Here is a 14,212-nt window from a genome sequence, read left to right on the forward strand (position 1 = left end):
TTTACCCTAACAGCAGAATCATACAATAGCATTAAAAGTGCTTAATCCTTATATTTTTTAACTAAACAAAACCTCAAAAAAACATTGTTTTTTGCTTTTGAAAGATAATACTTCTTATTAATAACCAAACGTTGTCTTATTTAAACCACAAATAAATTGTTAATTTTTAATAATTGCTGTGTTATTAAAATTCTGTACTAGCAGCCTACAAAACAAGTGTTTAATAAAGCTAATAAAATTATAAGTTACGTGGTTTTGATTACAAACAATCAAAATAAATTTGTCCAAAAAGTAACCATACCCCTAATAAATACCTCATTACAAAAAAAAATATTGTTTTATCTTATTCAAAACATTAAATCTATGAAGTGATACAAACTTCATAAGCAGTAAAACAAAACCTAAAAAGAACCATAAGTTCAAGAAATAAATATTCCACAATAACTTGATTAACAAGACAATAATACAAACCAAAAACATTCTTAAATAAAATATTTTCTCTAAAAGAGGACATAATCACTAAAAAAAGATAGAAAATAGGGCTATTTTTGTAAAAATCACATAAATTACAAAAAGATGAGAAAAATTTTACTATTACTTACAGTAATTTCAACTTTGCAATTCACTAATGTTTCCGCACAAAAAACGTTCACAGTAGATGGTGTCATTCTACCAAGAACAATCAAGTTTCAGAACAAAACTTTATCATTAAATGGTGCAGGCGGAAGATCAAAATTATGGTTAGGATCTTGTGTACAATCTTTATACTTATCTCAATTAACACAAGATGCTGAATTTATCCTAGATAGTCACACTGAAATGGCAATTCGTATCAATATAACATCTTCAATAGTACCAGCTACTAAATTAACCAAACTTATACATGATCGTTTCGAAAAATCAGCTGGAAACAATATGGAACTCTTAAGATCCCGATTAGAAGATTTTAATAATATGTTAAGTGGTCAAATCAGTCAAAAAGATATTTTTAAAATTATCTATTCACCTATTGATTCAACGGTATGGGTATATAAAAATAATATTCTAAAAGGAAAAATTAAAGGGGATGATTTCAAAAAAGCACTTTTTGGAATTTGGTTATCTAATAAACCTGCTGATGAAAAATTGAAAAATCAATTATTAGGCAAATAACTTTTAAATATGCTTTCTTATTAAAAAAAGCAAACAACAAACTATAGTATATTTATAAATCACTAATTAACTGTCAACCAATTGACTATAAAACAAACATATTCATTCTTAGGGTATTTATAGAAAAGTAAGATTATCTATTCCTAAAATATAAAAATTAGGGGTACTTTTGCGAAAAATATAAAAATAATGAATAATTTTTTATTAACAGTTACAGTACTTATGACTTTACAATTTTCGACCGCTACGGCTCAGAAAGTTTTTAATATTGAAGGTGTTATGGTTCCAAGAACTATAGAATTCCAAAGCAAAAAATTATCATTAAATGGTGCTGGCGGAAGAACTATGATGTGGTCAGATATATATGTACAAGCCTTGTACTTATCGCAATTAAGTCAAGATGCAAAATTCATTATTGATAGTGACACAGAAATGGCAATCCGAATAGAAATTACCTCCTCGATGGTATCTTCTAAAAAATTGACAAAAGCAATGGATGATAATTTCAAAAAAACTGCTGGAGATAATTTAAATGCATTACAACCTCGAATCGAAGAATTAAAAAACTACTTAAGTGATGATATCACTAAAAAAGATGTCTTTAAACTTATATATTCTTCAAACGATTCTTCTGTTTGGGTATATAAGAACAATCAATTAAAAGGAAAAATTCAAGGATTTGATTTCAAAAAAGCACTTTTTAGTATTTGGTTAGCTGAGAAACCTACGGATGAGAAATTAAAAAATCAGTTATTAGGTAAATAAGTATTCTTAGGTAATTTGGTTAAAAAAATAGCATTATACGAACTATTTGAAATATTTAGTATAATACACATTTCGCATTATCCTATTTTTTATATTTGTCTAAATTAAACTAATCGCAGTAAAATGAAAGATTTATTAAAGAAATTTGAAAATAAGGAGCCTGAGATCGTATTCAACTGGAAAGATTCTGAAACTGAAGCTGAAGGATGGACAGTAATTAATTCCCTTCGAGGTGGAGCTGCTGGTGGTGGTACCCGAATGCGAAAAGGTTTAGATGTAAACGAAGTTTTATCATTGGCAAAAACAATGGAAGTGAAATTTTCAGTTTCTGGACCTGCGATTGGTGGTGCTAAATCTGGTATTAATTTTGATCCAAACGATCCAAGAAAAAAAGGGGTTTTACAACGTTGGTACAAAGCAGTATCGCCATTACTAAAAAGTTATTATGGAACTGGTGGTGATTTAAATGTTGATGAAATTCACGAAGTAATTCCAATGACCGAAGAATGCGGTGTTTGGCATCCACAAGAAGGAGTTTTTAATGGCCACTTTAAACCTACGGAAGCGGATAAAATTAACCGAATCGGGCAATTGCGTCAAGGAGTTATCAAAGTAATCGAAAATCCAAAATTCTCACCTGATGTCATCAGAAAATACACTGTTGCTGATATGATCACAGGCTTTGGCGTTGCCGAAGCAGTACGTCATTTTTATGCTACTTATGGTGGCGATGTAAAAGGGAAGAAGGCAATCGTACAAGGATTTGGTAATGTAGGATCTGCTGCTGCTTTTTATTTAGCAGATATGGGCGCTACAGTAATCGGAATTATTGATAGAGATGGTGGATTAATTAAAGAAGAAGGTTTTTCTTTTGAAGAAATCAAAGCATTATTTTTAGCAAAAGATGGCAATAAACTTGTTGCCGATAATATGATTCCATTTGAAGAAATAAATGAAAAAATATGGACAATTGGAGCTGAAATTTTTACTCCTTGTGCAGCTTCTAGATTGGTAACTCAAAATCAAATCGATGCTTTAATCATTAATGGTCTTGAAGTAATTTCTTGCGGTGCAAATGTACCTTTTGCAGATAAAGAAATTTTCTTTGGTTCTATTATGGAACAAGTAGATAGCAAGGTGAGTTTGATTCCTGACTTTATTTCTAATTGCGGAATGGCTCGTGTTTTTGCCTATTTCATGGAAAAGAAAGTACAAATGACCGATGAAGCTATTTTTAATGACACTTCGAATACTATAAAAAATGCAATCCAAAAAGCGCATTCTTTAAACTCATCAAAAACAAATATCAGCGCAACTGCATTTGAAATTGCACTGAAACAATTAGTATAATTTTTTACACTTCATTCTAAACGAATCAAACTAGCATTTTATCTGTTTGATTCGTTTTTTTATTTTTTTACTCATACCGATTTAGCAAATCGAGTGAATAATATTTAACCCATTAAATATCTGGAATAACACAATACAAATCTGCGTATTAGAAATAGATACAAAAACTTACATTTCATAAAACCCACACCACTCTTTGATTGTAAACAATTTTTAGTACTTTTAAACGTTTAAATTTAAAACTAATTTGATAAAATATGGTAATCCCTATTGGACTAATATCAAGACTACTAGGCAAAGCTAGCGACACGTTTATAAATGCTCCAGGTTCGGATAGAAAGAAATCTATCATTGTTTCTGTGCTTTTGTATGGACTAATCATACTTCTTTTATTCTTCATTCGTTTTTGGCCACCTGCAAATAGCCTGAATGAACTAGCTGGCGGCGGTGGCGGTGGCGGTGTAACTGTAAATTTTGGCGATAGTGATTTGGGCTCAGGTGCAAATTACAAAAGTGAAATTTTAGACGTAAAAAACCATGCTAAACAAACTCCAGTAAAATCAACTCCCGAAGAAGCTATTCTATCACAAGAGAATTCTACCGAAGAGAGTGTTGTAATTCCTCAAAAAGAGAAAACAAAAAAGCCTATAACTATTACAAAACCAGACCCAAAACCTGTTGTTGAAAAACCTAAAGTTTCAAACACCACAAATGATGCACTATCAAGTATTTTAAAAGGCTCTAACAAAGGTGGTGATGGCGATGATAAAGTCGCAGGAAACAAAGGAAAATCAAACGGAAGCTTGAGTTCTAATGGTTATTATGGAACTGGTGGTTCTGGTGGGGGAACTGGTGGAGGAAATGGAACTGGCAACGGAATAGGAACAGGAAGCGGATACGGTTCTGGAAGTGGAGGCGGATCAGGAAGCGGTTCTGGCGGTGGATCAGGTTATTCCCTTGGAAACAGAAAAGCATTGTCCAAACCTGCTCCAAACTATACCTGTAATGAAGTCGGAAGAGTAGTCGTAGAAGTTGCTGTAGACAGAAACGGAAAAACCATAAGCGCTATTGCAGGAATTAAAGGAACTACAAACACTGCAAAATGTTTATTGGATCAAGCCAAAATAGCTGCGATGAATACAAAATGGGCTGCAAGTAACGACGCTCCCGAAAAACAAGTTGGTAAGATTATCTACAATTTCGATTTGAATTAAAAAGACAAGAACAATAAAAAAAGGCTTTCAGATTTTTACACTGAAAGCCTTTTTTATTTATTTTTTTATTACTTAGGACTTGTCGCAATAACAAACTTAAGATTGTTCCTTACTCCTATTTGAAGCACATCTACCAAGTCTTGCACTTGTAGATTAAACGGAATCCTTACAACTACAGTTTGTTCTTTATCTGTACCTAATTTAGACATTAATGTTGTTTCTAACTCTTCAAAATCTACTGGCTGTTTATCGATGAAGAATTTTTTATCTTCTGTAACCGATAAGCTTATAAATTGTTTGTTTGTTTTTTCATTTGCTTTAGCTTTTGGCAATGTCATTTTTATAACATTAGGATTTGCCAATGTCGATATAATCAAGAAAAACAAAAGCAAGAAAAACATAATGTCACTTAGCGATGAAGTTGCCACTTCGGCATGAAATCTTCTTTTTCTTTTAATTGACATAGCTTATGATCTTTGAATAATATTTACAAACTCGAGAATTTGCTTCTGAATTTTTAATGCAAAATCATCGATTTTACCATTCAAAAGATGGTATGCACTATATGCAATAATACCTACAATTAATCCTGAACCACTACTAATCATTTTTTCATACAAACCACCAGAAATATTACCAATACTAATATTCTCAGTAACCGAGATGCTATAGAATATCTTGATAACTCCCGAAATAGTCCCAATAAAACCTAAAGTTGGCGCAATACCAGCAATAAGCCCTAAATGCCCTAAACGTCTTTCCATCTCTCCTATTTCAATATCGGCAGCACGGTCCATATTCGATTCAATTTCAGCAATTGGTCTTCCTATAACAAGTACACCTTCTTTAAGAATATTCCCTGCAGCTGTATCACTTCTCTCTACAATACTTCTAGCCATATCCAAATTACCTGAATTTAGATTCACACTAACATCCGTCATCAATCTATTATCGATTTTAGAAGCTTTACTGATATATAAATAACGCTCAATAATTAGGTAAAAAGTATAAAATAACAAAATGGCAATTGGAATCAAAAAAACCCCTCCTTTTAAAATAAATCCTAAAACAGAAATCTCTGTATTTGGTGCAATTTTTTCGATAACTACGTTAGATGTGGCGTTTGCAATGGTATCTGCTTGTAATTGAATGAAGCTAAACATATATTAATTCTTGTTTTTAATAATTAATTCTAAAAAATATTCCAATTTTGCAATAAAGATACTTTTCGTTGGTATATTAAACTAAAAAAAACGAAAAATATTTCAATCAGCAACTATTTTATTCAAAATAAATGAACTATCAAGAAACTACAAACTGGATGTTTAATCAACTCCCGATGTATCAATTACAAGGAGCTTCGGCTTATAAAGAAGACTTAACTAATATTAAGCTTCTAGCTTCACATCTTGATAATCCTGAAAATCAATTAAAATGCATTCATGTTGCCGGAACAAATGGAAAAGGCTCGACCTCGCATATGCTTGCTTCAATATTACAAGAAGCAGGATACAAAGTTGGGTTATATACTTCACCACATTTAAAAGACTTTAGAGAACGTATTAAAATTAATGGTAAAGAAATTTCAGAAGATTTTGTCTGCGAATTCATAAGCAAGCACAAATCCTTTTTTGAATCTAACGACATGAGTTTTTTTGAAATGTCAGTTGGTCTGGCTTTTGATTATTTTGCTACAGAAAAAGTAGCTATTGCTATTATAGAAGTTGGTTTAGGCGGACGCTTAGATGCTACTAATATTATTACACCTTTAATTTCGGTAATTACCAATATCGATTTGGATCACATACAATTTTTAGGAACTACTCCAGCAACAATTGCATCTGAAAAAGCGGGAATAATAAAACCAAACACTCCTGTTGTAATTGGAGAATACACTCCTGAAACTCAACCTGTTTTTTTAGCTAAAGCCAAGGAAAATAGCGCTCCCATTTATTTTGCTTCTGATTTGATTACTGAAGTTTACCCTTCGGACTTATTGGGAGATTACCAACAGCATAATAAAAAAACTGTACAGCAAACAATTCATATTTTAAATACGCTAAATAATTTTAAAGTAACCAATAAAAACCTTAAAGCTGGCTTACTAAATGTTACAGCAAATACTGGTCTACAAGGAAGATGGCAACAACTTGGTGCGGATCCAAAAATAATTTGCGATACCGCCCATAATAAACATGGCTTAGCAATTGTCATGAATCAGATTAAAAAAGAAACTTTCGACAACTTACATATTGTTCTTGGTGTTGTAAATGATAAAGATCTAGATTCGATCTTGCCATTATTTCCTAAACAAGCGCACTACTATTTCTGCAGTCCTAATTCTAGTCGTGGTTTAGCCACTTCTATTTTGCAAGAAAATGCAAAAAAATACGATTTAATAGGTAAAACATACGATTCAGTTTCTGAAGCTTTCTCAGCTGCAAAAGAAAAAGCGACTAAAAATGATTTTATTTATGCAGGCGGAAGTACATTTGTTGTAGCCGAGCTGCCTTTATCTGATGAAAAGAAATAAAAAAAGTGAAACAAATTTGCAGCAAGAGAGAATAAACATTGAAATAATTGATTCTTTCACTAAAAAACAGCAATTCCAAATAACTAAATATCAAGAGGCTAAAAATTAAATACAAATTACTATCACATTTTATTTAAAAATATTTTGGAGATACGAAAAACAGTTCTATATTTGCACTCGCAATCAGAAAATGATAGCAACCTAGTAAAATAGGGCGATTAGCTCAGCTGGTTCAGAGCACCTCGTTTACACCGAGGGGGTCGGGGGTTCGAACCCCTCATCGCCCACCAAGAAACTCCTTAAGAAATTAAGGAGTTTTTTTTATACAAAGAATTACAAATCCATGCTATTGGCGATCAAGTGGATCATGCTCTCCCTACAAAAAGGACAAAAGAAGTAAAAAGATCGCTTTTTTCAATATTTCCAAAAAAACCTCAAAAAAAGCAACAAAATCTTCAAATCTTAGAATTCGCAAGTTTATTATTTTAAAGCACTTATTCGAGCTTCCCAGTGTTTAAAAACCAACAGAACCGAGTATATATTCGGTTAAACATAAAAACGAATTTTAAATTTCCCTCATTGATAACGATTCTTCTTTGATTTTATCATCGGGAACAAATGTTAGTTTATCTCCACCATCCTCCATGGTTAATATCTAAAAGTATTCCATTCGAAATTTTAGTACACTTTAATTATTTGATTGAGCTTTAGTGACCTTTAAAATATTATTTAAAAATTTTACACAAAACTCATTTCCAGAATAATTAAACTCACGTTTTTCAGAACTATTTAATTTAGGCTATTTTGTCCACAACCTGATAAAGTACAAAAAAATAAAAGAAATAACGTTATTTGATAGTTCGACCGATGCTCCTTTGTATTAGACATAGCTTTATTATTCCAGCCGTAAAGCAATATCATGACATATTTCATAAGACAAACTTGAGTCTTAAGGTGTCTTTTTCAAACGAATTTAAGAATATTTAAACAATAATTTATTCGACTTAACATGGAAATGAAATAAAAATTTAACAACACAAATATCAAAATTTGAATCATATAATTACCACCGTAAGTACATATTTGAATTAATATAAAAAAAAGAAGCACTTCCTCTTTATTTCTTCATTGTTGTAATTCAAATAAAACAAATCATAAATATTTGAGCGAAAAATAATCTTATTTGTTTTGCACATATAAACAATAAGTGTATATTCGTATATATATTAATAAAAAATCTATTATATTCTTACAAAAATTATTAAAAAACATTGCGTTTTTGTTTATGCAAGTCCAGATATAAAAATGAGTATTCAAAAAAAAACTCAACAACTTATAGCTTTCTATGGCATTTAAAAGAGATTTATAGTTTGAAAGTAATAAGTACCAAGTAGTATTCTCAAAAGCAGAAATACTAAGACATACAGATGGCAAAGGAACCGTTTATTCAGAAATCACAAGAAGGAATAATAACCCTGAAATTAACATCTATAGCTTAAACCGACTTTGGCATAAAGAACTTTAGAAACAAGGACTTTAGACTATAATCTATTTGAGTTAAAATTTTGATTTTGCAAAACAACAATTCAATCAGAAAATGGAAATATCCGATAATTTACAGCAAATCTCTTATTCACTCTCTCATGTTTACAGAGACTCCCAAAATAGAATTATACAGTTTCAAGGTTACTATGCACAAGATGCCGACAAATATGGTGTTCTGAATAAGGATAAAATCTAAGGGGTAAATGATGCTTTCATAGCTTCAGTTTGGATATTATTATTTTATAAAAATAAAAGAGAAGTTATGATTACTTCCTGCTGGTTTTGCTTCAATAACGATTTTATTACTAATTATTGTATACTTAAAAATATTAATTCCCAAGTATAAGTACTCTTTCAAGCAAGATTTCTTCTTTTTATAAAGAAACTGAAAATATATTGGATGCAAAAATTACAATAAAAACATTTAGAAGACAATCCCAAAAAAGAATTTAAGGGCAAGTTTACTTGTGATGGTAATACAGTAGATTTTTCTAAGCTAAAGCAGACTGATTGGAACAAAATGGCACGGGATTTAAAATACTTATGCCCTCCTAGTTACCAATAATCAATGACCTAAAGTCAATAAACATCTTATAAACTAAACCAAACTCATGGTACAACATCATATTTACAGTGTCAAACAAGATGACACCTTACAAAGTATAGCTCAAGAGCACCATATGACTGTAGAAGAACTCTGCCATTATCACAATACACATTGCACTCCTTTGGAGCGTTTAGAGAATAAATTAAGCTATCAAAGAGAGCTTATTATTCCTTTAGAAAAGAAAAAAAACATTAAAGATAATAGTCCTAAAAAAGTCAGTTTTGGACCAAACAATACATTGAACTACTTTCCTCATAATTCCTTTTATAAATATGGAGTAATGATAACTATAGAAAATGGAAAAGAGAAAAACGAACTGAAATATGAAGCTTCTGTGAGCTGCAAAAAACAAGACGGTGATTTTATTTTTCAAATTAATCGTATTTCAAAAATCAATATTAATCAAGAAGAAGCTGAAAACATTGCTTATATCTTAGCATACAAAACATCTCAGGTACTTTATCCTCTAACCCTATTAATTGATAAAGACGGTGGCTGGAAACAAGTTGTACCGCCTGTCAATTATACAGAACGCTGGAATGCTATTAAAGAAGAAATAAAAAAAGAATTTGAAGGTGAAATGGTAGAAGAATACATTTCTAAAATAGACAAATTACTCCAGACACCAGAAACAGTAGCACATTCACTTTCCGATGATCTATTTATCAGGACATTATTTTTAGGGTATTGTACCAGTTTTGAAAAAGATTTTACAACAGAAAAACAAATCCGTTTCCCGATTATAGATAATACCGTAGAACCACGGTATAAAGTAATAATGAAAGTAGATCCTCTTTTGGATCAATACAACCTAATCAATCTAGAAATAGATGGCTTTTTAGATGATATACGTACCCAAGCAGACTTCATCAACAATAGTTTGTTTGCTTCAGAAGAATCTTTAGAGCAAAAAAAAGCGAATCCTTTTGGCTCTATAAAAGCAAAAGCTTTTTTACACCCAAACAAGTGCATCCCCGAAATGATTCATTTAGAATGCAGCATAGATCTCGAAGAAACAAAAAAAATATCCGTTAGTATTGCTGATTTATCCAATGCCGAAATACTAAGAGTGCGTGATAACCGATTTTCTGTTTTAGAAAGTGATGAAGATATAATTGAAATTACTGGTTTTTGGGAAAAAGTAAGGTCAATCTTTAACTAAATGAAATTTGAAGTGTTGTTTTTAAAATAAAAATAGCTAAAAAAATTATAACCAAAAAAGCAAAAATAATGGCAGAAAAACACATCGTAGTACAGGGAGCACAATGCACCTGCCAGTTTGGAGAAACACCAGATAAAATAATGGTGCTTTCTCATAAAAAAGAATATGCCAATGACAAAACAGCATCAAAAAAACTGATTGTAACCACCAAAGAAATTGGCGGGGCAACATTAGAGAAAAACACCTTCGGAAAATGTTCTAAAAACGGTTACCCACAACCCATTTGCAAACCTAACATAACCGAATGGAAAGACTTTTATAAAAAAGTAACATTAAGCAACGGGGGGAATATTATTCTAGAAGACAGCAAGGCAATATGTGCAATTGCAGGATCGCCTTGCATAGAAATAATAGACCATGGACAAAAAGCCGAAGCCAGCTCGCAAAATTTCAAAAATGCCAATAAAGAAGTAAGCAAACAGATAAACCCACTGGTGAGTCCAGACGAAATGTACAAAGCAGCATATCTACATCATGGCAGTGAGGATATGTACGAATAAAAAAGACAGATTATGGCAAAAGGAGTAAAAAAAATAAAATATTCAAAAGGACTAATTTATCCCAAAATGTCTGTACCAGATCAAAGACTAACCATAGAACCCGACCAATGGGTTTGGTTTGAAATCGATCAATGGGAAAACGGAACTACTACCGAAGATAAAGCAAAACCGATAAAATGGATGAGGCAAAGCAAAGACAGAAAAGTCATTGTCAATCAAATGCTAATTACGTCCAATAAAAAATATGGATTAAGACTCACCAAAAGTTTATGCGGATCATATCAGTACTATATTGAAGCCTCTTTATCTGGCAAAAGAGATTTTGCCAATAATCCAGGACTCTATGTAAAAGGCTGGTGCGAACCAAAAATAATAAGCAGTAAATGGAGTGTTAGAGAAGGTGGAGACGATGTACGAAGCACTTTTACATTTTCTTATGGCAGCATGATATATCTATTTTTAAACACCGAAGGTCTTAATGGTGACATAGTATATCTAGAAATTTACAGAAGAGTAAGTAGTGCAAGAAAATTAGAAGACGACCAACTTATATATGTATATAAAGGTGTCGAAGTAATAGATGGAAAAATTAATTTAAAAATAGGAAACTCCTTCTTGTGGAGCGGTAAAATAGGAAATCCAAAAGACAAAGAAGAATTTTATATAAAAATTAAAACAGCCTACGGAAAATATGTAAGTGATGGTAAAGATTATGTACATGCCCGTTTTTTAAGAATTAAAAACGAAATCGCAACTACAGTAATAGAAAAATCTACCAATAACACCACGGCTACAGTGGGAAGAGTAGATAAAAACAAAAAAAGTTACCATCTCTGTAAATTTAACCAGATCAACATTACTGATAATGACGATGAGATTGAGGTATTTAAAGATGGCGTTACATTATTTAAAAAAAACAGTCCCGAAACACAATCCGCAAAACACAAAGTATATTTTGAATTTGATAAAGCTGATATTCTGCCAATTGCAAAAAAAACGCTAGACTATCTTTTAAATTTCCTACTATACAACCAGCATTTAGAAATGCTGCTTTCTGGTCATGCCGATGACAGGGGAACCCTAGACTATAACCAAACATTGTCTGAAAGAAGAGCACAGGCAGTAAAAACCCTTTTTGTAAACGGAGGACTAGACACCAAGAGAATTAAAACAAGAGGATTTGGCGAAGTAAACCCTATTGCAGCGGGAAAAACAGAAGATGTCTACCAGAAAAACAGACGTGTAGAAATAAATTTTAGTTATATAGAATACAACCAGGATGCAATAATATATGAAACTGTAGCACCAAACATAGCCCTTACGGAAAACATTACTGTAAATATTATCAACCGTTCAGACAAAGCCTGTTTTAGAGATGTAAAACACAAGAAAACAGAAGTCATTGTATTTGACAACCAAAAAACAAAAACAATTAAAAATGGTGATAAAGTTCCGAGCAAAATGTTTGCAAGCCACGCTAATTTTCCCGAAAACACAGGAAGCGTTTTATTTTCCTATCTAAATCCATTTAGTACAATCTACAATTCTTTTACATTCAATATCAACAGTTGTGCCTATTATGCCGACAAAAGTAAAGCAACGCTAGAGGTAAGAACCTACCCCGATATAATATGGATTGGACATTTTCAATACAACTACAAAGACAGTGGCGATTATTTCTTTCACAATAAAACGTTTGAATTAACTACAGGTATTAAAGATATACTCGATAAACTTACGAATACCATTTTATATCAAGTTTTAAAAATAACACCAATAATAAATTTAGCAGATAGAATTTTATTACCCTACATAAAAGAACAGGCTGATTTTTTTGCCTATGCTATACATACCATACACAACCGCACGCTCGAAAAAGTAGGACAGGAACTCTCTTTAATAGGTACAGAAACCGACTTAATAAAACAGACCAAATATACCAAATACTTTGCGGCAGCAGTGGTGTACGAGTTTGTAGTAGTAGGTATAGTAATAGATTTACTGCTAATTTATCTTACACGAGGAAAGAACCTTGAGGGAAGATTATTAAAATTAGCCAACAAAGCAAAAAAAGCCAAAAAATACATTGACGCTATGAAAGAGGCAGGTTTAGAAATAATAACACCCGCCATTGCTATAAATGCAGGAATGTATTACCAAAAACAAAAAGACCACAGACTGGCACTAGTTTACAAAGCCAACCTAAAAGCTAACCCATTAATAGCCATTAATATTAAAGAAGAATTTGATCTTGTAGAACTAATTTCCAGTGGCATTAGCGATATACAAAATGTAAAAAAAACCAAAGACCCAGAAACTAAAAAGAAACTCGAAAACAACAAAAAAAACAACAAAAGAATTATAGAATACTTTAAAAATCAAGAGATACAAATTAAAGGAACAATAGACATTACTGGGAGTATTAAGTTTGAAAAAAAAATACAATATAATTACCTTACTAATACTTATAGCTTTACAGATAAGTTGGGGAATTTAGTAATAACAGCTGAAGATGAAACAATTACTAAAGACCAAATTAATTTTAATGCTAAAATTACGGGAGAGTATAAAGGTAAGTTTGATTTTTTTAGATTACAAAATACTATAGAAACTAAGCTCGAGTTCGCTTTGAAAGGCGCAGCTGGAGTAAAACTAAAATACGGTGTAGATACCAAGGGAGGAAAAGGACTATTCGTTACCCAATCTTTATACTGTTCTGGAGTAGAGGGCACATATTTAGGTAGTTTAAAAATTTCAAAACCCATAACTGATTTATTAGATTGGTCTACCAATGATGGAAAACCAACTCCTTTTACCCTTATAGAACCTTTTGAAGTGCCTTTATCTGAAATACAATTATTTAAATCTTAACTAAAATGAAAAAAATAATATTAAGTACAATCATGATTACAAGTTTTATGGCTTGTTCACAACCAAAAAATCAAGTTATGCAAAACCAAAACATTACCGCCGATAATTTAGTAGAAGAGATAGCTAAACAAGTAAAACATTATCCATCTGAAAAAATATATCATTTAGGATATTTTAACGACAAATGTTATTTTGAAATGTTTGTCGATGGGGTTAGAGTCTATAAAAAATCAAATAAAATTTTAGGAAATACTGCTGTTGAGATCAATCATTTACTTTTTAAATCAGGAAAGCATACTGTATCATATAAAATGTATCCAGCGGGGAAAGTAGCAGAATATCATGAAACGTTCTCTGCTTTAGTAGAGGATACACAATTGGAATTTGACTTAACTTCTTATGACTTGAAAAAAAAAGAAGCAAATGATATAGAATATATGAAATATGAAGTGT

At 31.5% G+C, this 14,212-nt stretch carries 10 protein-coding genes, 1 tRNA gene and 1 pseudogene; 10 read left to right on the forward strand and 2 right to left on the reverse strand.

What is annotated here, in order from left to right; translation table 11 throughout:
• Positions 1 to 576 precede the first annotated feature (576 nt).
• The 4 genes from IUY40_RS04235 (at position 577) to IUY40_RS04250 (ending at position 4,481) form a co-directional block, all read left to right on the forward strand.
• The gene (locus IUY40_RS04235) at positions 577 to 1,152 is read left to right on the forward strand and encodes a chalcone isomerase family protein (protein ID WP_195735619.1); all 576 of its coding nucleotides are present in this window, start codon (positions 577 to 579) and stop codon (positions 1,150 to 1,152) included.
• 189 nt (positions 1,153 to 1,341) lie between these two features.
• Entirely contained in the window at positions 1,342 to 1,917 is a 576-nt protein-coding gene (locus IUY40_RS04240; RefSeq protein WP_195735620.1) for a chalcone isomerase family protein, read from the forward strand.
• Positions 1,918 to 2,040: 123 nt separating this feature from the next.
• On the forward strand, positions 2,041 to 3,267 hold the full coding sequence (locus IUY40_RS04245; RefSeq protein WP_195735621.1) for a Glu/Leu/Phe/Val dehydrogenase dimerization domain-containing protein: 1,227 nt from the start codon (positions 2,041 to 2,043) through the stop codon (positions 3,265 to 3,267).
• A gap of 257 nt (positions 3,268 to 3,524) precedes the next feature.
• Positions 3,525 to 4,481: an energy transducer TonB gene (locus tag IUY40_RS04250; protein WP_229335363.1), complete on the forward strand. Its 957-nt coding sequence runs from the start codon at positions 3,525 to 3,527 to the stop codon at positions 4,479 to 4,481.
• Between the two features lie 68 nt (positions 4,482 to 4,549).
• Here the strand turns inward: IUY40_RS04250 and IUY40_RS04255 are convergent, their stop codons facing one another.
• Both IUY40_RS04255 and IUY40_RS04260 read right to left on the reverse strand, forming a co-directional pair.
• Complete coding sequence (locus IUY40_RS04255; RefSeq protein WP_195735622.1) at positions 4,550 to 4,945, reverse strand: biopolymer transporter ExbD; 396 nt, start codon at positions 4,943 to 4,945, stop codon at positions 4,550 to 4,552.
• Between the two features lie 3 nt (positions 4,946 to 4,948).
• A complete protein-coding gene (locus tag IUY40_RS04260) occupies positions 4,949 to 5,644 on the reverse strand; it encodes a MotA/TolQ/ExbB proton channel family protein (RefSeq protein ID WP_195735623.1) in 696 nt (231 codons plus the stop codon).
• Between the two features lie 131 nt (positions 5,645 to 5,775).
• On the opposite strand from IUY40_RS04260, the gene IUY40_RS04265 reads away from it, so the two are divergent.
• The 6 genes and pseudogenes from IUY40_RS04265 to IUY40_RS04290 form a co-directional block, all read left to right on the forward strand.
• Complete coding sequence (locus tag IUY40_RS04265; protein WP_195735624.1) at positions 5,776 to 7,014, forward strand: folylpolyglutamate synthase/dihydrofolate synthase family protein; 1,239 nt, start codon at positions 5,776 to 5,778, stop codon at positions 7,012 to 7,014.
• Between the two features lie 212 nt (positions 7,015 to 7,226).
• Positions 7,227 to 7,304 (forward strand) — tRNA-Val (locus IUY40_RS04270).
• 1,866 nt (positions 7,305 to 9,170) lie between these two features.
• Positions 9,171 to 10,328, forward strand: a complete 1,158-nt coding sequence (locus IUY40_RS04275; RefSeq protein WP_195735625.1) for a LysM domain-containing protein — start codon at positions 9,171 to 9,173, stop codon at positions 10,326 to 10,328.
• A gap of 68 nt (positions 10,329 to 10,396) precedes the next feature.
• Complete coding sequence (locus IUY40_RS04280) at positions 10,397 to 10,888, forward strand: DUF4280 domain-containing protein (RefSeq protein ID WP_195735626.1); 492 nt, start codon at positions 10,397 to 10,399, stop codon at positions 10,886 to 10,888.
• A gap of 12 nt (positions 10,889 to 10,900) precedes the next feature.
• Positions 10,901 to 13,759 carry an OmpA family protein gene (locus tag IUY40_RS04285; protein WP_195735627.1) on the forward strand — a complete coding sequence of 953 codons (2,859 nt, stop codon included), beginning with the start codon at positions 10,901 to 10,903 and terminating at the stop codon, positions 13,757 to 13,759.
• Positions 13,760 to 13,764: 5 nt separating this feature from the next.
• Positions 13,765 to 14,212: pseudogene (locus tag IUY40_RS04290) on the forward strand (hypothetical protein); the annotation flags it as partial.

Source organism: Flavobacterium sp. ALJ2 (genome assembly GCF_015594725.1).
Classification (GTDB): domain Bacteria; phylum Bacteroidota; class Bacteroidia; order Flavobacteriales; family Flavobacteriaceae; genus Flavobacterium.

Coding starts and splice junctions, on each gene's coding strand:
- IUY40_RS04235 (WP_195735619.1), top strand. CDS start 577: ATGAGAAAAATTTTACTATTACTTACAGTAATTTCAACTTTGCAATTC.
- IUY40_RS04240 (WP_195735620.1), top strand. CDS start 1,342: ATGAATAATTTTTTATTAACAGTTACAGTACTTATGACTTTACAATTT.
- IUY40_RS04245 (WP_195735621.1), top strand. CDS start 2,041: ATGAAAGATTTATTAAAGAAATTTGAAAATAAGGAGCCTGAGATCGTA.
- IUY40_RS04250 (WP_229335363.1), top strand. CDS start 3,525: ATGGTAATCCCTATTGGACTAATATCAAGACTACTAGGCAAAGCTAGC.
- IUY40_RS04255 (WP_195735622.1), bottom strand. CDS start 4,945: ATGTCAATTAAAAGAAAAAGAAGATTTCATGCCGAAGTGGCAACTTCA.
- IUY40_RS04260 (WP_195735623.1), bottom strand. CDS start 5,644: ATGTTTAGCTTCATTCAATTACAAGCAGATACCATTGCAAACGCCACA.
- IUY40_RS04265 (WP_195735624.1), top strand. CDS start 5,776: ATGAACTATCAAGAAACTACAAACTGGATGTTTAATCAACTCCCGATG.
- IUY40_RS04275 (WP_195735625.1), top strand. CDS start 9,171: ATGGTACAACATCATATTTACAGTGTCAAACAAGATGACACCTTACAA.
- IUY40_RS04280 (WP_195735626.1), top strand. CDS start 10,397: ATGGCAGAAAAACACATCGTAGTACAGGGAGCACAATGCACCTGCCAG.
- IUY40_RS04285 (WP_195735627.1), top strand. CDS start 10,901: ATGGCAAAAGGAGTAAAAAAAATAAAATATTCAAAAGGACTAATTTAT.